The sequence below is a fragment of the Scytonema sp. PRP1 genome (assembly GCF_036697665.2).
GTDB lineage: Bacteria > Cyanobacteriota > Cyanobacteriia > Cyanobacteriales > Nostocaceae > Kalymmatonema > Kalymmatonema gypsitolerans.
Genome location: NZ_JBAHYJ020000068.1, coordinates 66,405 through 90,229 on the forward strand (window position 1 = coordinate 66,405; position 23,825 = coordinate 90,229).

The 23,825-nt window shown below is 42.3% G+C and carries 31 protein-coding genes; 20 read left to right on the forward strand and 11 right to left on the reverse strand.

Features of this window, described 5'->3' with window-relative positions:
- Positions 1–82: 82 nt before the first annotated feature.
- The 9 genes from V5G28_RS14270 to V5G28_RS14310 all read right to left on the reverse strand — a co-directional run bounded on the left by V5G28_RS14270 (position 83) and on the right by V5G28_RS14310 (position 7,209).
- Complete coding sequence (locus V5G28_RS14270) at positions 83–691, reverse strand: site-2 protease family protein (protein WP_336230651.1); 609 nt, start codon at positions 689–691, stop codon at positions 83–85.
- Between the two features lie 88 nt (positions 692–779).
- Positions 780–974, reverse strand: a complete 195-nt coding sequence (locus V5G28_RS14275; RefSeq protein WP_336230653.1) for a hypothetical protein — start codon at positions 972–974, stop codon at positions 780–782.
- 140 nt (positions 975–1,114) lie between these two features.
- Positions 1,115–1,804, reverse strand: coding sequence for a calcium-binding protein (locus V5G28_RS14280; protein WP_336230654.1), 690 nt, complete (start codon positions 1,802–1,804; stop codon positions 1,115–1,117).
- A 501-nt stretch (positions 1,805–2,305) separates the two neighbouring features.
- On the reverse strand, positions 2,306–2,650 hold the full coding sequence (locus tag V5G28_RS14285) for a hypothetical protein (RefSeq protein ID WP_336230655.1): 345 nt from the start codon (positions 2,648–2,650) through the stop codon (positions 2,306–2,308).
- Positions 2,651–2,660: 10 nt separating this feature from the next.
- Positions 2,661–2,915, reverse strand: a complete 255-nt coding sequence (locus V5G28_RS14290; protein WP_336230657.1) for a DUF433 domain-containing protein — start codon at positions 2,913–2,915, stop codon at positions 2,661–2,663.
- A gap of 50 nt (positions 2,916–2,965) precedes the next feature.
- Positions 2,966–4,492: a tetratricopeptide repeat-containing serine protease family protein gene (locus V5G28_RS14295; protein WP_336230659.1), complete on the reverse strand. Its 1,527-nt coding sequence runs from the start codon at positions 4,490–4,492 to the stop codon at positions 2,966–2,968.
- An 85-nt stretch (positions 4,493–4,577) separates the two neighbouring features.
- On the reverse strand, positions 4,578–5,441 hold the full coding sequence (locus V5G28_RS14300; RefSeq protein ID WP_336230660.1) for a S1 family peptidase: 864 nt from the start codon (positions 5,439–5,441) through the stop codon (positions 4,578–4,580).
- A gap of 92 nt (positions 5,442–5,533) precedes the next feature.
- Entirely contained in the window at positions 5,534–6,256 is a 723-nt protein-coding gene (locus V5G28_RS14305) for a COP23 domain-containing protein (RefSeq protein ID WP_336230661.1), read from the reverse strand.
- A gap of 50 nt (positions 6,257–6,306) precedes the next feature.
- On the reverse strand, positions 6,307–7,209 hold the full coding sequence (locus V5G28_RS14310; RefSeq protein WP_336230663.1) for a hypothetical protein: 903 nt from the start codon (positions 7,207–7,209) through the stop codon (positions 6,307–6,309).
- Between the two features lie 920 nt (positions 7,210–8,129).
- On the opposite strand from V5G28_RS14310, the gene V5G28_RS14315 reads away from it, so the two are divergent.
- From V5G28_RS14315 to V5G28_RS14350, 8 genes are all read left to right on the forward strand, one after another.
- Positions 8,130–8,399 (forward strand): hypothetical protein, encoded by a 270-nt coding sequence (locus V5G28_RS14315; protein ID WP_336230664.1) that lies wholly within the window; start codon positions 8,130–8,132, stop codon positions 8,397–8,399.
- 215 nt (positions 8,400–8,614) lie between these two features.
- Positions 8,615–9,550, forward strand: a complete 936-nt coding sequence (locus tag V5G28_RS14320; protein WP_442994265.1) for a PriCT-2 domain-containing protein — start codon at positions 8,615–8,617, stop codon at positions 9,548–9,550.
- A gap of 13 nt (positions 9,551–9,563) precedes the next feature.
- On the forward strand, positions 9,564–9,905 hold the full coding sequence (locus V5G28_RS14325; protein WP_336230666.1) for a helix-turn-helix domain-containing protein: 342 nt from the start codon (positions 9,564–9,566) through the stop codon (positions 9,903–9,905).
- A gap of 69 nt (positions 9,906–9,974) precedes the next feature.
- Complete coding sequence (locus V5G28_RS14330; protein WP_336230668.1) at positions 9,975–10,700, forward strand: hypothetical protein; 726 nt, start codon at positions 9,975–9,977, stop codon at positions 10,698–10,700.
- On the forward strand, positions 10,700–10,912 hold the full coding sequence (locus V5G28_RS14335) for a hypothetical protein (protein WP_336230669.1): 213 nt from the start codon (positions 10,700–10,702) through the stop codon (positions 10,910–10,912). The genes V5G28_RS14330 and V5G28_RS14335 overlap by 1 nt, the downstream gene beginning before the upstream one ends.
- A gap of 10 nt (positions 10,913–10,922) precedes the next feature.
- Entirely contained in the window at positions 10,923–11,168 is a 246-nt protein-coding gene (locus tag V5G28_RS14340) for a hypothetical protein (protein ID WP_336230671.1), read from the forward strand.
- A 64-nt stretch (positions 11,169–11,232) separates the two neighbouring features.
- Positions 11,233–11,559 carry a hypothetical protein gene (locus V5G28_RS14345; protein ID WP_336230672.1) on the forward strand — a complete coding sequence of 109 codons (327 nt, stop codon included), beginning with the start codon at positions 11,233–11,235 and terminating at the stop codon, positions 11,557–11,559.
- A gap of 13 nt (positions 11,560–11,572) precedes the next feature.
- A complete protein-coding gene (locus tag V5G28_RS14350) occupies positions 11,573–12,631 on the forward strand; it encodes an SAM-dependent DNA methyltransferase (protein ID WP_336230673.1) in 1,059 nt (352 codons plus the stop codon).
- A gap of 525 nt (positions 12,632–13,156) precedes the next feature.
- Here the strand turns inward: V5G28_RS14350 and V5G28_RS14355 are convergent.
- Positions 13,157–13,657: an IS630 family transposase gene (locus V5G28_RS14355; RefSeq protein WP_336230675.1), complete on the reverse strand. Its 501-nt coding sequence runs from the start codon at positions 13,655–13,657 to the stop codon at positions 13,157–13,159.
- Between the two features lie 40 nt (positions 13,658–13,697).
- On the reverse strand, positions 13,698–14,087 hold the full coding sequence (locus tag V5G28_RS14360) for a helix-turn-helix domain-containing protein (protein WP_336230677.1): 390 nt from the start codon (positions 14,085–14,087) through the stop codon (positions 13,698–13,700).
- A gap of 462 nt (positions 14,088–14,549) precedes the next feature.
- Here V5G28_RS14360 and V5G28_RS14365 point away from each other — a divergent pair, with 462 nt between their 5' ends.
- From V5G28_RS14365 to V5G28_RS14420, 12 genes are all read left to right on the forward strand, one after another.
- On the forward strand, positions 14,550–14,747 hold the full coding sequence (locus V5G28_RS14365; RefSeq protein WP_336230678.1) for a hypothetical protein: 198 nt from the start codon (positions 14,550–14,552) through the stop codon (positions 14,745–14,747).
- Positions 14,748–14,802: 55 nt separating this feature from the next.
- Complete coding sequence (locus tag V5G28_RS14370) at positions 14,803–15,654, forward strand: DUF5895 domain-containing protein (protein WP_336230679.1); 852 nt, start codon at positions 14,803–14,805, stop codon at positions 15,652–15,654.
- A gap of 95 nt (positions 15,655–15,749) precedes the next feature.
- On the forward strand, positions 15,750–17,252 hold the full coding sequence (dnaN, locus tag V5G28_RS14375; protein ID WP_336230680.1) for a DNA polymerase III subunit beta: 1,503 nt from the start codon (positions 15,750–15,752) through the stop codon (positions 17,250–17,252).
- Positions 17,253–17,349: 97 nt separating this feature from the next.
- Entirely contained in the window at positions 17,350–17,541 is a 192-nt protein-coding gene (locus tag V5G28_RS14380; RefSeq protein WP_336230681.1) for an AAA family ATPase, read from the forward strand.
- Complete coding sequence (dnaX, locus tag V5G28_RS14385; RefSeq protein WP_336230683.1) at positions 17,456–18,652, forward strand: DNA polymerase III subunit gamma/tau; 1,197 nt, start codon at positions 17,456–17,458, stop codon at positions 18,650–18,652. The genes V5G28_RS14380 and dnaX overlap by 86 nt, the downstream gene beginning before the upstream one ends.
- A gap of 106 nt (positions 18,653–18,758) precedes the next feature.
- The gene (locus V5G28_RS14390) at positions 18,759–19,121 is read left to right on the forward strand and encodes a DUF6876 family protein (RefSeq protein WP_336230684.1); all 363 of its coding nucleotides are present in this window, start codon (positions 18,759–18,761) and stop codon (positions 19,119–19,121) included.
- Between the two features lie 2 nt (positions 19,122–19,123).
- Positions 19,124–19,471, forward strand: coding sequence for a hypothetical protein (locus V5G28_RS14395; protein WP_336230686.1), 348 nt, complete (start codon positions 19,124–19,126; stop codon positions 19,469–19,471).
- A gap of 226 nt (positions 19,472–19,697) precedes the next feature.
- Positions 19,698–21,797, forward strand: coding sequence for a DNA polymerase (locus tag V5G28_RS14400; protein ID WP_336230687.1), 2,100 nt, complete (start codon positions 19,698–19,700; stop codon positions 21,795–21,797).
- A gap of 88 nt (positions 21,798–21,885) precedes the next feature.
- A complete protein-coding gene (locus V5G28_RS14405) occupies positions 21,886–22,710 on the forward strand; it encodes a hypothetical protein (RefSeq protein WP_336230689.1) in 825 nt (274 codons plus the stop codon).
- Entirely contained in the window at positions 22,694–23,233 is a 540-nt protein-coding gene (locus V5G28_RS14410) for a hypothetical protein (protein ID WP_336230691.1), read from the forward strand. The genes V5G28_RS14405 and V5G28_RS14410 overlap by 17 nt, the downstream gene beginning before the upstream one ends.
- A 44-nt stretch (positions 23,234–23,277) precedes the next feature.
- On the forward strand, positions 23,278–23,547 hold the full coding sequence (locus tag V5G28_RS14415) for a hypothetical protein (protein ID WP_336230692.1): 270 nt from the start codon (positions 23,278–23,280) through the stop codon (positions 23,545–23,547).
- Positions 23,548–23,551: 4 nt separating this feature from the next.
- Positions 23,552–23,800 (forward strand): hypothetical protein, encoded by a 249-nt coding sequence (locus V5G28_RS14420; RefSeq protein ID WP_336230693.1) that lies wholly within the window; start codon positions 23,552–23,554, stop codon positions 23,798–23,800.
- Positions 23,801–23,825 lie beyond the last annotated feature (25 nt).

Sequence of the window (23,825 nt, forward strand, 5' to 3'; positions counted from 1 at the left end):
ACACATGAATAAAGCGATCGCTGTCACTGCACTATCTAGCTTGAAACACTCATCAATGAACATTTGCCTAAAAACCAACCAATTACATTCCGCTCAAAGCTTTGATGATTAAATCAGCGATCGCAGCTAATCCTGCATTAAAGTCAGGAATCAGCAGGAGAATCATTAAGCCAAATAGTCCACATCGACCGTCATCCAGTGGTTTCAGAAAGGGAAAAAGTTCACTGAAGACATGAAAACCATCGAGGGGTGGAATAGGTAGGAGATTGAACAAGAACAACATCAGATTTATTTGGGCTGCCAAATGAAGAAAATTGATGCTAAAAATCTCAGTTGCATCAGAAACAACAAGCAACTTCATCAGTGCAATACATAAAATACCTAACGCCAGGTTGACCATCGGTCCCGCTGCGGATACCAAAATGTTACTGAACTTTGCCGAGCGAAATTTAGATGGGTTGACGGGCATTTGCCCCCAGGCTATTCCAGCGACACAAAGGAAAACAATCGATTCCCAGCCCATATGAACTAAGGGATTGAGAGTTAGATGACCAGTTTTTCGTGGAGTGTTATCTCCTTGACTCAAAGCAGCCAAGCCATGACCAAGTTCATGCAAAGTAATTGAGATGATTACAATCGCAACAATCCGGAAGAACTGAATTGGCTCTTCAGCCAACATATGAAAAAGCATAGATTTTAGCTCCCTGCAAAATTACACGTAATTCAACCCTATTGCTGACTTCAAGTTATTCAGAACACGCTTGTTGGACGGATATAGTTTACTTACCCTGGTCATCAGATAAATGAGAGGTAGAAGTATTGTGAGAAGGTGGTTGTTGATGGGCTAACCGACTATGCCAAAAGTAAATCTGAAATCCAGCAACCGCCAGTGCTGCGATCGTTGCTAGTATTTGTGATTTCCGATTAAGCGGTTGCCAAATGTTGCGAGAATGCTTAGATTGAATCTTAGACATAAAAAAACTCCTATTACAATTACTGGTGAAATTGTTGTAGTAGGCTACTGAAAGTAAGTTTAAGAAAAGCAAATTAAACTCAATACAATTGAGTTAGGGGCGCAATGCCTTGCACCCCTACAGGACTGTTGAAAATTTATTTAGACAAATGAGAAATCTCGTGAGATATTTACATCAGAGGTATCTTGAACTACAGCAATTAAATCTCTGTTGAAATAGATTCCAGTATCCAAAGCAGGGCTACCACTCCAGTTACCTTGTCCTAACGAGTAGTTACTAGCAGACCCATAAACTTCAATCCAGTCATATTGTCCATTAAAATCTCCAATCATAGCATAACCATCACCGAGATAACGAGAACCATCGGCTTTACCAAGGACGAAAGTATCGCGACCTTTACCACCCCAAAGGATATCAAACTCACCAGAATTAAAAGCTAAACCTCCACCAATCAATGTGTCATTACCATTGTCACCATAGAGTTCATCACTACCACCTTCACCAAATAGAATGTCATCTCCACTGCCACCTTCAAGAATGTCATTTCCTCCACCACCACCAAGATTATCATCTCCTGCTTCTCCATATAAGAAGTCCCTTCCTGCTTCTCCATTGATAAAGTCATTGCCATTACCACCATAAAGCCAATCGTTTCCCACACCACCATAGATGGTGTCATTGCCATCTTCTCCATAGAGCTTGTCATTACCTTTATGACCATAAATGGCGTCGTTACCTGCTTTACCGTAGATAGTGTCATTTGGAAACATACCCAAGAAGCCATTATTTCCGTTGAGGACATTATTAGCTGAAGTACCGTGAATTGCCATGTCGAACTCCTTTAAAGATGAATTAATTAGCACTGAATAAGGTGAAGAGAACCCGCTTCTCTTTCACTTCAACTAGGATTAGCACCACTGCATAAAACCTGCTATTTACTTATTGATTTGCTTTTACTGGTTTATTCACAAGAGTTACGTATCGTGAATAAATTTTTTGTAATCAGGTTCAGCAAGAGTGCATTACCCTTCTATTTACTTATTGATTTGCTTTTCCTGGTTTATTCACAACAGTTAAAGCATTAAAGATTTCTGTATTCTCAAAAAAATCTAAAACCCTAGATAGGTGGACATAATTAAACGTAAAATGTCCGTCGCGAGGAGGAACGACGTTCCTCGCGACGGACAAATCGTATTATATTTATTTACTCCTATCTATTAAATTTTGAAGCTGTTGAAAGCGATCGCCCACTCATGGCAAAAAGTCCAACTTTTATGCCAACATATTGATAACGTCACAATATACTTGCAAAACATTGTGGAGTAACAATATCACTGTCCAGTACCAGGGTTGAAAGGCGTTACTTCTCCTGCATCATTAATCAACGTGACAGAACCTGGAGTCAAAGATTTCAACAAACCGCTAATTCGAGTGATTAACGGAAGCAGATAATCTGGGCGCGTACTACGAGCATCTAACACCACAATCTGTAACGTAAGACCACGAAAATTCTGTTGATATGGCAAGTTCTTATCCGCTGTAATAAAGACATCAAAGGGATAAGCCTCTGCCAAGGCTAAAAGTTCTCGGTCTTTTACACCGCGCCAGCCCATTTCCTCCACATTTTGAACCAAATACCCTGCATCCACAAATGGTTTCTTTAGTTTCTTACTCAACAGATTTTCATCAAGTAGAATGAGCACGGGCAGTTGGTTCCTGAGCCAACATTGCTTTTGCAATCACTTCCAAAACTATCAATACCTGAGCCTGCAAGTGTGGAAAATCTTCTAAAAATTCGGCTAAGCCTGCTTCACCTTCGAGGTAGTCAAAAAAGGTTTGCAATGGAACTCGCGTTCCAACAAAGACTGGAGTTCCACTCATAATCTCAGGATCGGAGTGAATAATTTGTCGGTCACGTAAACATGATTGAATATCCATCATGCAGCTATTCACACTCTTCGTGCCAGTTCAGAGTCTCGTCTTATTTTAGCTTAACGTTGAAGCCGTCTGAGGTTTTCCATAACTTGCTGGTATTGAGCCGTTTTTCCCCGATCCATTAACAGTTGTGCAGCTTTTTGCAAGTCCTCAATCGCTCCAGTTCTATCTCCTTGAGCAGCGCGAAGAATAGCTCTGTTATTGTAAGCATCGGCAAAGCCAGGATTGACTTCAATAGCTTGCTTGTAATCCTCAAGAGCTTTGAGCTTATCTCCTAAATCGGCAAGAACATTACCTCTAGAGTTGTAGGCAGGCGCATATTTACGGTCAATCTGCAATGCCTTAGTGTAATCTGCGATCGCTGCCTGTTGGTTGCCAAGTCTGGAGTAAGCAACACCCCGATTGTAGTATGTACTGGCATCTTTAGCACCGCGCTGCGACGCTTGAGTCCAATCCTCCACTGCTCCTTGGTAGTCTGCTAGCCGAATGCGAGCAACAGCTCGGTTGTTATAGGCGATCGCCGCATCAGGATTTTTCTGAATCGCTGCGGTGTAATCTTCAAGCGCTCCCTGATAGTCTCCCTGCTGAAAGCGGATATTGCCTTGGTTAAAGTAAGCGAAAAAAGCTTCGCTCTTGTCAGGATTGCGCTGTAGTACTTGGGTGTAAGCTTCTATTGCTCCTCTGGAATCTCCCTGTTCATAACGAACAGACCCCAGTGCATAATAGTCTCTGGCATTGCTGGGATTGTTGATTTGTGCTTGCTTCTCATCAGTAGGACGATTATTTACCGTCAAACTCAAGCTACTGAGTCCCGCTTGAGATTTCTGTGCCATAAAAGTATTAATCGGGATAGCTGCGTTCCATCCTGATTTAATCGCTACCGTAGTTCCATTGCGACTTTCAAGCTCACCATCCTTACCGCCCTGACCATGAATGCCAACAACTCTCCCCTCACTATCAAATACAGGACCACCACTCATGCCCCTTTGCGTCACAGCATTATAGCGCAAAGTATAGCCTTGGGGACGACTATCAGGGCGACTTGTCACAAAACCCGGTGAAAACTCCGATTCTCGTTGAGCACCGGAACGTCCATCGGAAGTGGGATAGCCAAAAACGTAAATTTGTGAACCCGTCACTGCTTGCTTGGAATCACCAATGGTGGCAATAGGGTAGTCGCGATCGCTCTCAAAAGTAACGACCGCTAAATCTGGGTCATTGTTATTTTTCTGTAAACGTTGCGCCCGCTTCAAGGGATATTCTTTTCCCGTATTAGTGCGAATGGTGTAAGTAACATCGTCTCGGCAAATAATAGGGTTCCGGTCTGGAATTGCATCGCAGACTACATGATTAGCAGTCAGAACAGTGTAAGTATTGCCCTGTTTAGCAATAATGACTCCTGTTCCACCCGTAGAACCTTGATTGTTGTTAATCTGCACTGTTGTCTGTTCAGCAATTTGGTTAATTTCTGGGGCGCTTTTGGCAAAGACAACAACAGGCTGGCTAATCACAATTGCTGTAACGACTGCTGTACCTCCCAAAAATTTAGGAAGGTAATTAAATCTATAAGAATTTACACTCATAACACACTCCTTTCAAATCTTGCATTCACCCAATCGTCACTCCATACATGAAGTCATTTTTGCTACAAAATAGAGTGATTTCCGCTTACTTGCCTATCTGTCCAAATCTTGGCTGAAAATTGGTAATGGGGATTGCCCAACTCAGGGCTTCCATTTGCAGGAATTGCTTCTCAGATGGCATCATGCCATTAGCAAAGATGAACGCCTCAATGCCACCCAGAGGATATTTCGATTTGCCATTAATGCCAATCAGTTCGCCATTTTGATTCAAAACTGGACCACCGCTCATGCCTTGTACAACATCATTGGTGTAGCCGAGTTGATATCCTCCTTGTAGCGATCGCTCTGCAAACATCCCTACTGTGCCTGTTGTCAAACGAAACGCTCTGACTCCCCAATTACGAGTATCCTCTAAAGCTGTTATGGTATTTCCCTCTTTGATAAAATGCCAACTTGGGAATCCAGCAGCATATACGGAATCGCCAACAGACAGGGTATTCGGGTTCCCAAACGCGACAACTTTGTAATCTTGATCACTAGTAAATTGCACTAGTGCTAAATCTAGAGTGCCAAACTGAACTGAACGTAGCCACCGAGCCGAGTGCATCTGCCCATCGGCACTTAAAACAGTGTAATAATTGTCCGAACCGTCCTCCACTACATGATGATTCGTCAGCACGGTATAAGTTTCTCCGCGACGCTCAATGATGACTCCTGAGCCTGAGCCTGAATTTGTCAAAATCCGTACACTGACCTGCCGAGCAATCTCTGGAACTGATATGCCAACACTAGGATGGTTGAAAACTGGCTCTGCTGAGGGTTTAGCTGCGTAATATAAGATACTTTTCTGTGTATATGGTAGTTGGGTAGCTCTGTGGGATGACAGTCCAGTGGGAAAAGTGGCGAACATCAAGAGTGACCAAGAACTTGTAGGTATAAATAAGAACATTGCACTTATCTTGCTCGTTGGTAGCGAGAGCCTAAGAAGTTTTCTAACTTCTTAGGGTTTTTACAGGAAATTAGCACCCAACTTGCATGACTCTAAAGACTCGTGTCTGTTGTAGTTCCAGAGCTAGCCGGAGTACTAGTTTTTGCTCCTAAAGCTTGCTCTTCCCAAGCTCCTAAATCGACGTAGACTTGACCATCAGTTTCACGAATGACACCAGCACTACTGTTTCCCTGACTCATTTGTATCAACTGATTGAGAATTGCACCAGCTTTGGTAGCATTCTCTGGCTTGAGAGTGAACAAGACATTAGATCCATCTTGTTTACAACCGCTTTCCGATGCATTGAGCGCACAAATCACGGTTTGGCTGTTCACTGTTCCGTTGGTAAGCTTCACATTCTTGAGGCGACCACCGTTCGCACTAACCACAGTGTTAATTTTCTGCGTAACGATGTTGCAGCGGTTTTGAGTAGTATATTTTTCGCCAAAGTAGCTTGAACCTTCTGCAGTCCAAGTGATTAGGGGAACTGGCTGTCCTCCTGGTCTTTGACCGACGGTAGCTACACTCCCCCCGGACTGTGGAATGCAGCTAAAAGAAGTGTTTCCTGGTGCAGATGTTGCAGGTGCAGGTGCTGGCGTTGTTGGTGCAACTGTAGGAGTTGAACTACTGCCACCTCCTTGTATAACCTTAGGAGTTAGGTTGGTTCCACTTCCCGAACCGACTCTAGGAAGGGTTTGCGCTTCTGTTTTCAGAACAAACGAGTTTGATAGAACAAAAGACATCAGCAAAAATTGAGTGAAAAACTTAAGTTTCATTGCGAACTCCTTGATTAAAATTGAATCAGTTGCTCATATTTCAGAGCGATCTATAAACCCGTCTCAGGGGTGGGCTGTGGATTTGAGTTTGTATTTGTGTTGACCAAATTCGGCGATTGAGATATTGGTTCTGGGGTAGGTTGTGGATTTGAATTGGTAGCATTAAGAGAATTTGACGACTGGGATATTGGCTCAAGTCTGCCTTCAGCACGAATGTATGTGTAGCTTCCTACACTCAGCCCCTTGACAGGCTTAGTACAATATTCTTTGCCGTCAATTAGGATAGATACCACTGAACTACCACAGGAAGCAGTTGTTAATCCCCAATTTTGAATCAGTGCTAGGTTGGGATCAGCGGCAAGTGCTGCTAATCTTTCCTGAGTAGCAAGTTCTCTATTTCTCTTCTTATAATCCCACATATTACCGAAGAAGTTGCCAACTTCTCTTATGACACCAGTCCAGAGTCCGGTTTTATTGGTATCTTGTTCAATTCCACGTTGTATCTGAGCAAGTTTTTCCTTTGTCTTAGCATCAATCTCTGCAATTATGCGTCTTGTGTCTGCACTATATTTTTCTTTGTCCCTTTCTATTTCAGCAATTGCTACCGAGGCATTAGCATTAATCTTTGCAATTGTAACTTGCCCAGCTTGTCTCAGTAATTCATCACAGTTTTTCGACTGATACTCGCTCATCACCTCATGACTAGAGGCAGTTGAACGGTTATATTTATGATTAAATTTCGCTCCAATCGGAATCTTAACTATTAAATTGACGTTCCCTCCGGAATTACTAGTCACCGAACTTTGAGAAATAACTTCTTCCATTCTATAATCACGGACATCTGAGCAAAAAGCAGTGTCTTCTGGTAGTAATTCCATGTTATTGGCATAAACTGGGATAGCAGAAAGCACAATAGATACGGTAAGCAAAAGTGAAGTTTTTGTGAAAGTCATATTTTTCTCCTAAAACCTTCATTTCAATTAATTAGAACTTACACATTTACATAAGAACCACAAGTCTTGTTTGGTAAAAATTACCTAAACATTTACACTTTTCCAAAAGTCTTATTGATTTGCATTTGTCTCTTTATTCACCAAAAAGCTGGTAGAAGTTGTGTAACTAGGTCGCTACAAGGGTAATGAACCCTTCTGTTTACTTATTGATTTGCTTTTATCGGTTTATTCACAAAGAGTGGGAGTATCGTGAGTAAGAGTGGTCTAAGCAAGTTCAGCACTAGCGTATGAACCCTTCTGTCTACTTATTGATTTGCATTTGTCTGTTTATTCACTAGTGGGGCTTTGTAAAAAACTAGGCTCAAAATCGTCTCAATTGTACAACTGGTAAGGGTTTTACATTGATTAAGCACCCTTCCAGGTTGTAACTGGGTTTGAGGTACTTTTATCAGAGTTGACGTATTTTCCTTGTCCATAAAGGCTTTCATGCACTTTTTACCATAAAAAGTTTCAAAGTCCCACTAGGGCGCAGTACTCTGAGTGGCTACATTCTCAAAACAAAGCTGGAATCATTAATTTTGAAGTTTTTGAAAGCAAAGGTTTTCAACCGTTACATGGCGGCTGGTAACAGCTTCAAAAGTGAAGCTGTTATCTGAAATGCCATTGAAAACGAAAGCTCCTACTTCTCATTGGTTGGAATTTTCAGGTCGTTGTCAAGTGGTATCTCCTCAAGAAGTAAAGCGAGCTTATAAAACCTGTACGTAGTATTAATTGTTGCTACGATCTGCCCTTTGCCAATATATAGAAAGTATTAGCCTGACGTAAGTCAAAGCCAACGAGCGTACAAGACTGGTAATTCGATAAGTAGAGTTGTTGAGCCTAACGGCTGTAAGGAATCGAAATATTAACCAAGATTCCCTATGGCAGAAGTTCTTACTCAACCTCAATTCCAAGTTCTAACACACCAACATACAGGTACTAGAACCGGACGCATTTACTTCCCAGCGGTGTTCCTGGCAGAATACCATGCGATTGTGAAAGAATGGCTGGATCTACAAGAAATTCAGTTTGAAGAACGGGATGTCAAGCTTTACGGAGATGGTTCCTTCCGTATTTACTTCCGGTCAAATTCTCCAAAGAAACAGTACTTAAATTTGATAAAATCACTGCCAAAAAATGCTTTTATATAGCCCGTATTGATAGTTCAAATACTCTCTCCTGACTGTTTTTGGGGAGATTATTTTTTTATTTACATATCTAAACTCAAGTCTGCTTACGCAGACATAGAAGATGAAAACTCATCTTCTATGCTTGTCAAAAAAACTGTCAAATCACTAAGCTAATTGAAACCCTAGAGATACTGCCCGGACACTGGCTCATAGTGCCAACGCAAGGAAAAAGACCGTTGGGATACCGATGGGAAAAATATCCATTTACTCCCCAATCCTTACAAGAACAACTTGCCCGCAGAGGAAAAGTTAAGGTACACAATCGCGCCTGTTCTCTATACGAGGCACAACCTACAGGTATTGGTCTACTATGCGGTCAAAATTCCAAAGAATTTCTGATATCTGTAGATTGTGATGGTCCAAGTGCCTATGACCAAATTAGAGCGATCGCCGACAGGCAGGTGCGTAGCACCATCGCGCACAGCACCCATCCCTTTGAGGCGATCGCCGCAAAGAGCGCTGGGCTTTGCCCAATTGCCCAAGAGACACTGGCGGAGCCAATCGCTCTTGAACCTCTGCCCCCCACAGTAGCATTCACTTCTGGGCGACCGGGCAGAGCGCAATACCTATTCAAAATCCTGGAGCCGCCCCAACACCAATGGCTCAAATCCAGGAAAATCGCCACTGCTCTTGGTGAAGCACTAGAGCTTAGAGGTTCCAACCTACAATCAGTGCTACCACCATCAGTCCATCCGCTCACCGGATACTACCGCTGGTTGCCTGGATGCCGCCCCGACGAAATCCAGGTAGCAGCAGCACCTCTATGGGTAGTGCAAAAGATGGCGACTCTACCAAAACATCAAACAATCTCCACTGCTTCAGAATACCTAAGAAAAGATAAGCCACAAGAAGATACTCCCACTAATGCAGATATCCAAAAAGCATTGCTGCTATTAGAGGTAATTCATCCCAAATTTGCGGATGACTACGATAGTTGGATAAAAGTAGGAATGGCACTTCATACCGTTAGTCCGAGCTTACTCCCTGCTTGGGATAGATGGAGTCAATTGTCTCCCAAATACAAAAGAGGGGAATGTCAATACAAATGGGATTCTTTTAAGAAATGGGGCATAACAGTGCGAACTCTCTATCGATTAGCAAATCTTTCTTAAGCTGTAATGACTCATGACTGATACCGCTCACTATAAACCTGTAGAGAATCTCTCCAAAGCTTTGAAATTGATGAAGATATTTCACGACTTAACGCAAAAAGAATTAGCGGAAAAACTAGGAATATCCAAATCGTATCTTTCAGAAATTGAATCCGGAAAGAAAACACCAACCATTAACTTACTAAAACGATATTCAGAGGTTTTTGATGTACCAATATCCTCAATCATCTTCTTCGCAGAACACCTTGATAGTGATGTTGACCTTGAAGAGACAATAGAATTTGTGGATGTTAAAATTATATATCTCCTCAAGTTCATAAAGAGCAAAAATTGGTCTGACAACAATATTGCCTGAAAATCGTAATTTATAACCCTTGATATCGCTGACGCGCTTCTCCTTTGAAATGCTCCAAGGGAGAAACAGATGAATCGACTGAACTACGAACTGCTGGAACTATTGGAGAAAGATACTCACAAGTTTCAGCAGTATTTTGTTGAGCTAAAATTGCCACTACACTATTGTGGGAGTACTGCTCAACAAAATATTGGAGAACAATTCCATCTTCTCATGCAACAGTTAATGATGGGATTGCCCATAGAACCATTTCTTGCAGCTTATCCTGAAATGGCTGATTGGGTATCTAAACTTCAGCTAATAATCAACATTCCTTCTGACAGCAAAAAGTGTAATATTACTCTCCATAAGCTCATCAATGAACACTTACTTATTGCTAAGTACGACCTAGTTATCGTTAATGTAGAGAAGATTGTAATTGTGGATTGGACAACTGAAAGACACATTCTACAACCAGAAATCTTAGAAAACTCCTGGAAAACTCAACTGCGACTATTTCTCCTTACAGAAACACAAGAAATTACTCCTGACAACATCTCCATAATTTACTACTTTGTTAATGGAGATGACTATCCCACTATCTACCAATTCAACTACAGCCAAGAGAAACATGATGCTTTCATAGAGCGATTGGCAATGACGTTATCCAAATTGCCAACCACTCACAACGCCACTGATTCAAAGCCATCAGCAGCAAACAGTATGAAGAAACATGAATTAAATCTACAAAAGTTTCTTAAAGGTGAAATGAGCGCTGCTGAATATCTCGACACTGTTCCAGAGGTTGAAATTTAATGCCTCACAACCATCTCCCTTCCCCTCCCTCCAACACTCCTATCACCAATCCAGATTCTCAATCTATTGAAAGGGCAATTCAAATACTACGAAATGCTCATACTGCTATTCACCAAGCAATCGAACATTTGGATAGAGGCTCTCCCATTCACGCTAAACAATTGATTGCCCAAATTATCAGTTGGTTAGCCAATTCACTGATGATTCTTTAACGTCTTACCAATGTCAATATCTAAACAATATCTCGAACAGCTCCGCCAAACTGCATTTCAGTTAAGTGAAATTGCCAATAATATGCAGCAAGCTGCTATACGTCTCATCCAACAAAATCCACAAATAAACGGCAGGTTTCAAGACCAGGATATTGCTAACGATATCTCATTTACTATTTTGTGTTCCGTCAACCTGCAAAAAATTGCAGAAAACATAATGACTTATTGCGAAGAAAGGTTATCAAATATGCAGTAAATGCTGTTTTGGCTAATGGGTGTGTTGTTACATTCACACCCTATAAATCACCCAGAGAAATCCAATGCTTAATATCACCAGAGTAGAACTGAGTGTTGATGGATGGACTCTTAACATTCTATCAAAAAGAGTCGCCACTATCACTGACCCTTTAGGAAATCGTAAAGTCTCCTATTTTGGATTTGATACTCAAGAAAAAGCGCTTCAATTTCAACAATGGCTCATTGAAAATAAACAATGTTCTGCTGCCATTGTAAGAAAGGCAGAACGATTATCGATGAATTTTGAGTGCAAGGCGTGGCGGGTACCGACAGAACTGATTTTGGAATTAGCACAGCGCTCTATTACCTCCACAAAGACCAACAATAATTACCACACATTTTTGACATAACAGTAATATAAATATGCATCAGTTGTCCATATTTGACCTACCAAACACAGGACAAACTTCTCTATGCATCCGTATTCCCAATCCCCATCAAGCAGCAAAACTCAGACAGTTAGCTGCTGCACTGCAAGAAACCATTGATGCAAAGAAAAACCCAGCTATCGCCCAACAACGTCCCACTCGCCGTAGGTTAGAAATTGCTGAGGGAATGTATGAAGAAGCAAGACTTTTGCAACAGATTCAATCTTGGCTTTATGCGATAGCTGATGCTGCTCTTGTTGGAGAACTACCAGACATACTCAAAGGCATTTCTACCAAAACTCAGTTGGAAATTCTCAGAAAAATGTCATCCAAAACTTGGAATGAAGAGGATATCAAGAAAGTCTTTAAGAGCGACGAGGGAGAGTACGCTTGCTGGAAATCTGCGTTGAAAAGAGCCAACATTCATAATTGGCAGCAAGCTTCTGAAGCGATCGCAGCACTGAAGCAACTGCACTCTCCTCCCAAAGAAGACCCAATTGAAGTGCAAATCCGTCGTTTGGAAACTGAGTTAGTAGGGATGAAACTTAACGAGTTCTTTCCTACTCCTCATCATGTATGCGATCGCTTAGTGGAACTGGCGCAGTTGCAACCAGGGATGCGGGTACTTGAACCCAGCGCTGGCAAAGGGGATATCGCCCAGGCTATCTTCCACCATTGCCCTAATGTTCAATTGGATGTTGTCGAAATTCAATCCAATCTGCGAAGAATCTTAGAATTGAAAGGATTCAACATTCTTGGTTGCGACTTTCTGACTGAGCTGAATGGGGAGCAGTGGCAAGCAGTAATAGCCAACCCGCCATTCTCAAAATTTATTGAGCATACCCACCATGCCTACAACTGCTTGGTTAGTGGTGGTTCTCTTGTGACGATTGCTCCAGAATCGGTGTTCTTTCGCAGTGACTGCAAGTTCAAAGAATTTCGTAAATGGTTAAAAGCTCATAATGCTTGGGATGAAAAGTTGCCTGATGGTTCATTCCTAAATTCCACTCACTCCACAGGTGTTGCTACCAGAATCTTAATTATCAACAAATAAATCACAGACATCGTGCTAATAATACGCAAATGTGAATACCAAGACCAAATTGAATGCAGAAATCTACTGCTTACATTCCGCCCAATTCGATATTGGAAATACATATATTGGGCTTACTTGGGAGAGAATACAAATAGAAAATTTGCTCTCCAAACACCCTATATTACCATCACTCTTAAAAAGAAAGTGTAATTACGAAGCAAAACATCTTCAAGTTCTGCATTCAGATTTTGACAGAAGAGTAAACGGAAGGAATGTTAGTTTACAAACGCATCAGTTACGTCCAAATTGAAAATTGCTATCAAACATATCTCCACCCTTTTTCTGGAGAATTCATTCGCTACAAACTTCTTAAAAATCAAGATGAATTAGAAGATGCACTTAATAAATGTAGAGAAGCTGGGTGGTTGGTAGTGAATGTTACTAATATCAATTTACATTGAAGCTGCATAGAAAAGAGCTTCAAGAATATAGTCATAAGAAGTCAAACAAATAACACGCTCTGAGGTTAGATTACTGAGAACCTCATGGAGGCGATTGCCCAAGGGGCAGTGCCAGAGGCAATCGCGAAGTTCCAGAACGTGTGTTGAATACCTGACCCTTAATGTAAGATTTAACAAACAGCCAAAATCTTTCAATGGGGTTGAGTTGTGGACAATAGGCAGGTTGGCAGATGGGAATAATATTTTCAGGCCATTTCAAGTTATAAGACAAATGCGCTGCGGCTTGGTCAATTTGAAGGAGTGCAATATCATCTCCCAATTGTGATGAAACCGTATCCAAAAACTCTTGAAAATGTTGGGCAGAAAGCTTTGGATACTCCAAACAAAAATGCCATCCAGTCATTGGTTCAACAACACCATACAGCCAAAAACTTTGCCGCTTCCATGCGACACGAACCATTGGTTGGACACCACGAGTTGTTACAATGCGTCTTGGTTCAGTTTTAAGTCCCATCCGGCTCTCATCTTGAAATAGATAACGCAACCGTTTGCCTTGACCAAGTAATTCTTGTAACGCTAACAATGCTCGTGGAATGTTTTTTTAAATGTTGCGATCGCCGTGACTAGTCCTGATTTGTACTGTATGGTCGCGGCACTTTCAGTTTCGCTTGGAGTTTGTACCGAACTAAGTAATGAACCATTCGGTAGCTGACGTTTAATCCATAATTCTCAAAAAGCCAGTTGACTATTTCCCCGTAACTGCCAAAACCTTGCGGTGAGTCTAATCTTGCTTTGAGCGACTCAAGTACAACTCCATTAATTGTCGGCGGTTGTCCGGGCGGTTGTTTCATTTCTAGCAAACCGCTCAGTCCTTGTTTGCGATATTTCTGCAACCAACGGGTGATCGTTGAGGGGTCCCGTGCCAATCTTTGCGCTAGATTTTGATGCGATCGCACTTGCCCTGTTTTTAGCCACCAAAGCATTTGCAGTCGTTCTTTTTGGCTAGCACTCAAGAGTGTGTTTTAGTGTTTTTTCTAAATAGTCTGAGCTTTCTGTGATTTCCAGTTCTAGCTTACGTGCCATTTTTGTGCTATCTAATTTCCCCTTGCCCTCTATTATATGCAAGCTCAATGTAAATTGATATAACCTAGTTAACAAAATGAATTCAGTAACACCAAAACGTCCACGACGATAGGCGCTACGCGCTGCGCTTCTGAGTAATCGGAAGCGCAACGTATGTCTACATCTACCCTTTCTCACTCAACAGAAGTATGCGTAACTCAAATGCTCGCTCACCTCAAACGTCGCAATACTCCCAAAACTAACAACTCTCTCTCTATCAAAATTGTGTCTTTTACTGACAAACCATGAAACTATCTCACTCATTCACTGCAAAAATTTCACAAGAAACATTTGTTACTTCCTATAGCAATGGGGATAAACAATGTTGTTCATTTATTGAGGGTGGAGAGACTGTGACTATCAGTTTTGGTACTGATTGTCTACAAAAGCTAACAGAAACTATCCACATCCTCCAACAAATCTACCAATCTCTCTCCAACCAACGACAAAAAGAAATCATCCAAGAACTTGAACTATTGAATCCCCATCCTTCAATCCACTCAACCCACAACAGTAACGGCAAACATCACGCCGAAGAAATGGCTTTCTAACCAACCATTGCCAACCATTTCTCACAAACCATTAACCAGTAATTAAAAACAAAAAATGGCTAAGAATCAACAAGTTAAAACCACTGTTGAAACCACTGTTGAACCCCAAAACTCTGCGGCAATCCCTCCTGTGCAAGAAAGGGATGAATTTTGCTCAAGCGAATTTCTAGACCCTGATGCCAAACTGCCTCGCATCCAAGCACTCCGAGGCACTACTCCACAAAGCTGTGGCTATTTTGTAGCTGTCAACCAAATGGCTGTAGCTGGGTGGAGGGAGTTTGATGAGAAACAACTCATTACCTATACGTTTGAGTCTAGTGGTGCCCAAGAACAGGGTATTCTCATCCAAAACCCCAGAATGCTAGTCTGTCCCAAAACACCAGTGTTGGGATATGACAGAAAGCAATCTCAGGAAAGCAACTCCACAGTTATTTTGGGGCGGTACACTACCCAAATGAGGGAAGATGAGAACATTGGTAACGTCCAGTACTTTCAAGTCTTCCTGTTGGATCAGGAGAACCAACCACTGCACCAAATTCCCCTCATCTACAAAGCAGCAGGCGCTAACCAAGCTACCTTCGCTGGACATTGGCAAGAATTCTGCAATGAACTCAATATCTGTCACTCCATTGTCAATGGCATTCCAGCCAAACAAAAGAATGCAATGTTCTATAGCCTTGGCGTGTTCTGCTTCAAAACAGCTAGGGAGCAAGTCGGTACCAAACAAAAAAGCTTTGCCTGTCGAGTGGTAGATCACGAACGACCAACAGTAGAAAACTGGCGTAACTACTTTATGGGATTCAAGACCAACATCAAAGATTATGTCTGGGAATCACTTGAACCTGCCAAACCTCTCATGATTCCTGGCTCTCCTGAAACACCAGCACTTCCTGCTGCCTCCGAGTAAGCGTGCAATTGTTCCCGCAGAGCAATTACTGAAACTGTGGGTGCTTGGAGTAACACCAAGCACTCAACTGATTCAACCCACAACCCATAATTAGCATGAAAATCAAAATCCCTCAAAAAGACCTCGCCGACACACTCTCCCTCGTTAGCTATGCAGTACCCTCCAAACCACACCACCCCATTCTCAACAATGTATTGTTTATTGCTGATAAACGCAAACAACAAATTGTGCTAACTACTTTCGATATGAGTATAGGCATTCGCGCAGAATGTAAATGCTTTGTGGAAAATAGCGGCACCATTGCTCTAAGAGCCAAACTCCTCTCTCAACTCGTCTCCTCTCTCCCCAAAAACGACATCACTGTGGAAATTGCAGACAATAACGCTGTCCTCTCTCACTCCTCTGGCTTTTGTCGCATCCAAACTTTCAATCCCCAAGAATTCCCAGCACTCCCTGAAGCTAATGACACTATCATTACATTACCAGCATCCAAATTGCTGCAAGCGTTAGAGGCGACACTATTTGCTGCAAGTCTAGATGAAACCAAGTTAGTTCTAGCAGGGGTACATTTTAAGTTTGCTGTAACTAATTGGCAAGCTGCGGCGACAGACGGTCATCGTCTGGCAGTTGCCTCCGGCACTATAGAATCAAGTGGGGATGCGGAGAATGCATCTGACCTCATAGAAATCACAATTCCCTATCAAACACTAACAGAATTGCAGAAGATATTGGGGAGTGTGGGAGAGAACAACGAATGCACCATTAGCGTTGGTGGTGGGACTGTTGTATTTAATTTGCCAAGCATTAGAGTAACTTCCCGAATTCTTGAAGGAGAATATCCCAAATACCCATCGCTCATTCCCCAACAATTTGAACATCAATTCATTGTCGATAGAAAGGTATTAGATAATGTTTTAAAGCGAGTAGGAATTGTTGCTGAGCAGAAAGAGAAAGTGGTTGCCATTACCTTTGACTACAGCAGTCAGCAAGCAACATTATCCACAGAATCTCAAGATGTAGGTGGTGCTGTCGAATCAATTGTCATCAACTCAACGGGCGATTCTCAGCAAAAGTTACATATCGGTTTCAACATCAAATACCTCAGCGATGCTTTGAGATTTCTTCCTACTGATGAAGTGTTGATTCACGCAAATCGACCTACAACTCCTGTCATCATCACTCCTGTTGGCGGCATTTTAAATCAATTAGTTTTGGTGATGCCAGTGCAGCTGACTGCTGCTGAAGAAGCTGTTATCACAGTAGATTCTTCATCATCCACAGAACCTATGACAACTGAGGATATCTCCATAGCCAATCAGCAAACACCGATCGCTTCCAAGGAAACATCACTAACATCACCAACTGATGAAGAGACAACAATCACAGATGAGGAAGCACTATCAACAACTGAAGTAGCTGCTGAAGTTGCTCTTGTGATGGCAGGAAGTGGTCTAGAAGCGCCGCCACAACCAACAGAGGTTAACACAGATGCTGAGGCGACAGAAGACACCACCACAGTAACCCATTCTCCTACTACTTCCACTACTCTCACCATTAAAACCAAAGGCAGAAAGAAGAAAACCGAAGCTGCTGCGTAAGTTAACTCCATAAATCACTACTGTTCCACCCCAAACTCTACTCCATTGCTTGAGTTTGGGGCAATTTCATCATGTTTATATTCCCACTATTTCTATCATGTACCAACCACTACATTTAAAATATCGTCCCCAATCCTTTGCTCAACTTGTCGGTCAACAAGCGATCGCCACCACGCTTACCAACGCCATCACTTCAGCAAGGATTGCCCCAGCGTACCTGTTCACTGGTCCACGAGGAACAGGTAAAACCTCCAGCGCTCGCATCCTCGCAAAATCTCTGGACTGTTGAACATGGTAATTCTCCAACTCCTTCTCCTTGTTGCAAATGCGATTCATGTACTGCAATTGCTGGAGGATTATCGCTAGATGTAGTCGAGATAGATGCTGCAAGTAACTCTGGGGTCGAGAATATCAGGCAGATTATTGAACGCTCCCATGTCGCACCTGTCAACAGCCGCTACAAGGTTTATTGTATCGATGAGTGCCACTCCCTCTCCAATCAAGCATTCCAAGCTTTACTGAAGACTTTGGAAGAACCACCTGCCAATGTGGTGTTTGTCCTCTGCACCACAGAAGTTCACAAAGTGCCTACCACCATCGCCTCTCGATGCCAAAGGTTCGATTTTAAGAGAATTGGTGTAGAGGATATGGTGAAACAGCTGAACCACATCACCTCTGAGGAATTAATCGATATTACTCCAGAAGCGCTGCGGCTGGTGGCACAACTATCTTCTGGCTGCTTGAGGGATGCCCAATGTCTGCTGGATCAGCTGAGTCTGCTAGATACTACCATTGACCAGAATTGGGTCTGGGAGATAGCGGGAATGGTGCCAGAGTACGAATTACTCACACTCGTAGAGAAGATTGCTGATAGTGATAGTAATGCAGTTATTGCCATCATTCGCAATTTGTTGGAGTGGGGTAAAGAGCCATTGGTGATACTGCAAAATCTCACCAGCTTCTTCAGAGATATATTGATTGCCAAAACATCTACCAGCAATGAGATGGTGACGATGACTGCGGACAGTCGGAGGGAGTTGTGTGAAATTGTGAAAAGTTGGGATATCAAAGACATTCTCCAAGCTCAGCAGCATCTTCAACAACGTGAAGCACAGGTAAAATTTTCCAGCCAGCCCCAGCTATGGTTAGAGGTGACAGTATTGGGACTGTTACCAGATGCTAAACTAGCACTGCCAACCACTTTTCCCACTCCAACCGCAGAAACACCACCTTGGGTAAATTGGAAGACTCCATCTGATGCGATCGCCTGGGCGCAACAACACCTACCAGATATGAGCATGGAATCTCTGCAACAAAAATGGGATTCTCTTATACCAGTTAATGGGAAGAAGGCTCCAGCTTGGGTAGAGATAGTACAACAGTTGATGGCTACTAGGTAAACATCTCACAAATTCTTATTGCCAGCCCCTCAAATGAGGGGCTTGTTGTTGTGAGTCATTAATGGCTGACGCCTTTGTTTGCTGAAAAATTGATACAGCATTAACCATGATAACTGAAGCTGATTTATCTCAGTTTACTGGCTCAGAAACAGTATTCAAACATTGGCTTGGAACATTTTTATATACACAAGGAATTAAGTATTTAGTAGATACCGCCGCATCTGGCTGGCTTATTGATGCAATTGCTTCTTACCAAACCCGCACACTGCTCCTACAACATCCAGAACTCAAAGAATTTCAACTTTGGCAATTGGAAGTTAACGAAGATAAAACAGCAACCCTCTCTTGCCGTGCTGATTCAGATTGCAACCCTGTTGTAGTGCAAAACATAGAGTTTACTGATTTCCCACTGCAACACATCAAACTTTATCTGTGCCAAAAAGTTTTAATGCTACCTTCGGAGTATTAATAATGGAAATATCTTACCAAACAGAAGATGGAATTGTTCACCATCAAATAATCAACACAGTAGAGCAGATGTCAGAGTTTATCAACCTCTATTCCTGCTCAGATTATTACTTGCAAATTCAATCGCTTACCTATCATTTGCTTAAAACCGCCAGGTGTGCATTACGAGATTATCCCAAAATTATCCTCCATATTCAAGGACGAATACTACCTCAAGAATTGCTCATTACTTATCTTGATGATTTCCATTATTTCCTATCTCAACATCCCTCTCAACAGTACTTATTGGAAATCAATTCGATTGTTTTCAAAATGCAAAAGTTAGGAATTATCAACAATGCGAATGAATAAACAATGGACGCTGCTTACAATTCTTTTAACTTTGTCACCAAAAGTGGCAACAGAATTTTAGTGTCAAAAGACAAATAGGACGTACTCGTTACGGTGGAACAATGTGCGATGAAAGGGACTGCGTAAGTCCTATCAGCTAGAAAAGTTTTTCCACCGTCCTCTCCCATAATCGCTGCGCTATATCAGCAGTAAAAGCGGAGAATCTCAAAGCAATAGATGGAACAAGATGAGTAAAAAGAATAATGCTTCCTTTCATCAATATTCGTTAATGCTTGAGCCAGATGAAACGAAGAAGCAAAGCGTGGTTCTACTCAATGACAGCAGATTCAACCAATGCTTTGAGGTGTGGAAAAATTGTAAGAGATTCGGGTTTGACTTGGAGACTTATTCAACAGTACGAGACCCAGATGGGGGCTTATCTCCAGAGACTGGGGAAATCAGGCTCATACAAATAGCAGTAGAAGACTCCCCTAGTTGCTGCCTAGTTATAGTGATTGACCTAGGGTGGAAATCCCAGGAGCGATCGCGTACTCATCAACACCTGGAAAGACTTGGGTTTTGGGAGACTTTGAGAGAAAGACTGACGAACCCCAAGGTGGAAGTAGTCGGTCATGCAATGGGATTTGAACAAGCCTTCATGCTAGCCAAATACGGTTTTACCATCAGAAACGTTATTGACACCCAGCTACTATCACAGGTGTACTGGGCAGGACTAACGCAATGGTTAGACCAATTACACAATCGTCCTCACTCCTTAGAATCTCTATGTCTGCGGTTGGCAATTACTATTGACAAGTCGGCACAAACCTCAGATTGGGGTTGGGGGGAACTGGGAGCAGGAAAGCTCTCCAATCGGCAGATCAATTATGCTGCCACGGATGCCGCTGTGGTGTTAGAAATTTACGACAAACTCAAACCCCTGATGGAAGCCGTGGGTGCTTGGGAACATGGGTTGATTGAGTGTGCGGCAACGCCTGCATTTGCCCAAATGGAACACTACGGAATGCCTGTAGACTTTGAGGTTTTGCAACAGGTGACTGCCGAATATGAGTTGGTATTGGAAAAATTGCTCTCCCAACTCCAAGAAACTTTCCCAGGAGCTGTCAAGGCTATTAATAGTCCGAAGGCGCTGCTGCCACTCATCAACGCCAAATTCCAACTCAATCTTAGAAACACATCAGCAGAAACCCTCAGTGCCCATTGGCGCATCCCGTCCCTCAAACTGCTATCGCTCATCCGCACCCAGCAAAATTACATCAACTACCTTAAAGGAATTGCCAAAAACCTAAAAGATGGTCGAGTTCGAGGAAGCTATACCCAAATTGGACCAATGGGGCTAGGACGCTCAAATTGTCACGAACCAAATTTGCAAAACCCGCCTCACCCAGACAAAATGCCTTACGAGCTAAGACAGTTAAACCGCAAGAGCGTGCGAAGCGTGTTTGTAGCGCCACCAGGCTACAAATACATTATTAATGACCTCATGGGCGCTCACACTGCGATCGCAGCCCAAGCATCGGGTGACAACTTACTCATCCAAAAACTAAATTCTCCCACTGGTGATGCCTTCTGCATTATCGCCGCCAAAATTGCCTCTTCTCAAGGATTGGATGAACAATGGACCGAAGAAAATCTCAAACATTGGAAAAATGACAAAACACACCCAAACAACTCCCAAGCCTCATTATTAAGGCTAGTGAGTAAAAATGCTCATTATGGATGCCAGAACGGGTCGGGACCCAAACGGCATCAAGAAACAGTGAGAGTAGGTTCTGGTATCGAACTAAGTTTGTCAGAAGCCAAACTGCACATTAGCAGTTGGAAGAACACCTATTCCACTTTGGCACAATTCCAGTGGCAGCTAGTACAAGATGCCAACAAGTTCAAACCTCCCGTTTTGGGGTTGGCTAAAATAGAGTCCCGTACCAAGTTTGGTGTTGGTTGTGTCAAATCACTTTCGGGACGCTACGTATTTCTGCCCAAATATCCACAAGATTTTGGGGAGAGAAAGCAGTGTTCAGTGCGCTTGCCAGATGCCTGTGCTGCATACTGGACACTAACAGAAGCTACCATTATCAAACTTGCCAAAGCCAAGTTCTTAGAAATTTACGACCAACACCCAGAATGGCTGGGAGAAGTTTGGATAGGAAATTCTTGCCACGATGAGCTAGATGTCATATCTGCTACCAAATATGCCCAAGATGTTGCCAACACTATCCAACAAGCGATGCGTTGGAGCATGAGCCAATTCATCTCCCTTGTTCCCATACACAGAAACGAACCACCAGAGTCGATTATCTGCAACTCCTGGGCAGAAAAAGCATAGAACTACCCAGTTCGCTCCAAGAATAACCAATCTGCACAAAGACTCTGAAAGCTTTGTGCAGAAGTATTTTTAGCTCTTCAAACTACTTATGGCAAAGAAAAAACAAACCAGAAAACCCCGACTTAACAAAAAGCAACGTGCCTGGGTAGAAAAGTTTAAAGCACAACACCCAGGTGCCAAACTGAGGGAAATACACGAGGGCTTGTCGGGCGATCGCATCGTAACGCTGGAGTGGGCTGAAAGCTTACCACAAATTGTGCTACCAGATTGTGCAGACAGAGGTAGTGGTTGGATTTTCCACACCATCACAGTGAAGTTGCGTGTGTTCGGTGACCCCAGGCACTCCGCTCATCACCAATACCGTATTATCTATCACCATTGCAGCATTAATAGTGATCTAAAACTTTTACCACGAGGGCAACTATCTCTTACACTACCTCAACTTCTCAACATCAAATCTCCCCAGAACCCAATTAAGGTAAAACCCAAAATACATAAATCTACTTCTTCTACCAAAAAAAGAAAAAGAGTACAGTTCAAACTGCCCTTATTTGGAGTAGCTGCTCAACTCCATCACATCAATTTATCCAAAAAGGGAACTGTACAAAGTGAGCAAGAATTATTGCTAGCTACAGTATCTCATCGAGACTTAGAGACTGGGAAGGAAGTCAGATTGCCAGCAGCGATTGTAGAAATACTCAAGGAAAAGAAAGCTAGTCTTAAGGAATGGGAAGATGCCATCTCACTGTATCAAGTAGGAGGTCCTTCTTGTGTTATGCAATTCCTAGAAGGACTGGATAATATACGCCAATGCTTTGACAGCAACCAACCTCTTCAATTCCAAGACTACATACAACAACCTATAAGCAAAGAAGTGAAAGACGAAGTAAAATTTGTTGAATCAGAACAATAGCGAAATACTCAAAAAATGGGATGTATTTCCCTCTCCTTCTTGGGTGGTGAAATTGTTGATAGAAGCATCCAATATTGAGTCAGGCAGTTTGTGTTTAGAACCATCTGCAGGGTTTGGTAATTTAGCCATTGCTATGCGGGAGTGTGGGACGATTGTAGAAGTCATCGAACCAATTGTAGAACTTCAGGCAATCCTTACCCTTCAAGGATTCACTGTTATAGGCTCAGATTTGCTTAGCATACCTAATCTTCATAATCGCTACCACACCATAATTCAAAATCCTCCCTTCTCTCAACAATTTTCCCATATAAAAAAGGCTTACCATTGTCTCTCTTCAGGTGGCAGACTTGTGTCATTAGCCAGCAATACTCCCTGGCAATATAACAGCAGCTTCTACAAACAATTTCGTCATTGGCTTACCACAGTTAATGCTGAAGTAGAGAAATTGCCTTGGGGATTATTTGTAAATAGTGAGAGATATACCACTGTGGAGTGCTACCTCATCACCATTAATAAATCATAGGTGCATAAGCACATTTTAGGTAATACCAAAATATCAAAAACTTTATGACATCTAGAACAAAATCATCAGTGATCGCAGAAGCTTCAAAAATTATCGCCAGCTATCATCCAAAGCAAAAAGATTATCTGAGAAGATGGGAAACATGGAGAACAACATTGGATTGGCTATGCAGAGATATTCCTGAATTTCAAGGGGATCTAGCAGCAAAAAGAATTGTTGGGTATGTCAAAGACATTCTGGCGCAAAAGCGCCGACTGCAGCGAAAAAATAGACGGACTGCTCATATAGCTATCCGTCATCTACCAATCAATTAATATTATGTCAGAAATTCAACAACTCAACAAACTTGAGAAACTCCTTAATAGCTTTGGTGTAAAATGCAATCCTCGACAAACAGCTAAAGGTGAAATCTGCATTCCAATTCTTTATAAAGGGGAGGAATTCAGTGCAGTTATCTCCTGTGTAGGAGGCACCCCTGTAGAACAATGGTGGGGGGAATACAGTGCCACAGTGCAGAGAAGAATTCGAGAGCATTTTCGAGCATTTCTAGCTGTTGATTCATTATAGAAATATGCGGCACCCCTTCATGGGA

Bases quoted from the DNA above. Each gene is read 5' to 3' on its own strand.
- V5G28_RS14270 (WP_336230651.1), bottom strand. From the start codon at position 691: ATGCTTTTTCATATGTTGGCTGAAGAGCCAATTCAGTTCTTCCGGATT.
- V5G28_RS14275 (WP_336230653.1), bottom strand. From the start codon at position 974: ATGTCTAAGATTCAATCTAAGCATTCTCGCAACATTTGGCAACCGCTT.
- V5G28_RS14280 (WP_336230654.1), bottom strand. From the start codon at position 1,804: ATGGCAATTCACGGTACTTCAGCTAATAATGTCCTCAACGGAAATAAT.
- V5G28_RS14290 (WP_336230657.1), bottom strand. From the start codon at position 2,915: ATGATGGATATTCAATCATGTTTACGTGACCGACAAATTATTCACTCC.
- V5G28_RS14295 (WP_336230659.1), bottom strand. From the start codon at position 4,492: ATGAGTGTAAATTCTTATAGATTTAATTACCTTCCTAAATTTTTGGGA.
- V5G28_RS14300 (WP_336230660.1), bottom strand. From the start codon at position 5,441: ATGTTCTTATTTATACCTACAAGTTCTTGGTCACTCTTGATGTTCGCC.
- V5G28_RS14305 (WP_336230661.1), bottom strand. From the start codon at position 6,256: ATGAAACTTAAGTTTTTCACTCAATTTTTGCTGATGTCTTTTGTTCTA.
- V5G28_RS14310 (WP_336230663.1), bottom strand. From the start codon at position 7,209: ATGACTTTCACAAAAACTTCACTTTTGCTTACCGTATCTATTGTGCTT.
- V5G28_RS14315 (WP_336230664.1), top strand. From the start codon at position 8,130: ATGGCAGAAGTTCTTACTCAACCTCAATTCCAAGTTCTAACACACCAA.
- V5G28_RS14325 (WP_336230666.1), top strand. From the start codon at position 9,564: ATGACTGATACCGCTCACTATAAACCTGTAGAGAATCTCTCCAAAGCT.
- V5G28_RS14330 (WP_336230668.1), top strand. From the start codon at position 9,975: ATGAATCGACTGAACTACGAACTGCTGGAACTATTGGAGAAAGATACT.
- V5G28_RS14335 (WP_336230669.1), top strand. From the start codon at position 10,700: ATGCCTCACAACCATCTCCCTTCCCCTCCCTCCAACACTCCTATCACC.
- V5G28_RS14340 (WP_336230671.1), top strand. From the start codon at position 10,923: ATGTCAATATCTAAACAATATCTCGAACAGCTCCGCCAAACTGCATTT.
- V5G28_RS14345 (WP_336230672.1), top strand. From the start codon at position 11,233: ATGCTTAATATCACCAGAGTAGAACTGAGTGTTGATGGATGGACTCTT.
- V5G28_RS14350 (WP_336230673.1), top strand. From the start codon at position 11,573: ATGCATCAGTTGTCCATATTTGACCTACCAAACACAGGACAAACTTCT.
- V5G28_RS14370 (WP_336230679.1), top strand. From the start codon at position 14,803: ATGGCTAAGAATCAACAAGTTAAAACCACTGTTGAAACCACTGTTGAA.
- dnaN (WP_336230680.1), top strand. From the start codon at position 15,750: ATGAAAATCAAAATCCCTCAAAAAGACCTCGCCGACACACTCTCCCTC.
- V5G28_RS14380 (WP_336230681.1), top strand. From the start codon at position 17,350: ATGTACCAACCACTACATTTAAAATATCGTCCCCAATCCTTTGCTCAA.
- V5G28_RS14390 (WP_336230684.1), top strand. From the start codon at position 18,759: ATGATAACTGAAGCTGATTTATCTCAGTTTACTGGCTCAGAAACAGTA.
- V5G28_RS14395 (WP_336230686.1), top strand. From the start codon at position 19,124: ATGGAAATATCTTACCAAACAGAAGATGGAATTGTTCACCATCAAATA.
- V5G28_RS14400 (WP_336230687.1), top strand. From the start codon at position 19,698: ATGAGTAAAAAGAATAATGCTTCCTTTCATCAATATTCGTTAATGCTT.
- V5G28_RS14405 (WP_336230689.1), top strand. From the start codon at position 21,886: ATGGCAAAGAAAAAACAAACCAGAAAACCCCGACTTAACAAAAAGCAA.
- V5G28_RS14415 (WP_336230692.1), top strand. From the start codon at position 23,278: ATGACATCTAGAACAAAATCATCAGTGATCGCAGAAGCTTCAAAAATT.
- V5G28_RS14420 (WP_336230693.1), top strand. From the start codon at position 23,552: ATGTCAGAAATTCAACAACTCAACAAACTTGAGAAACTCCTTAATAGC.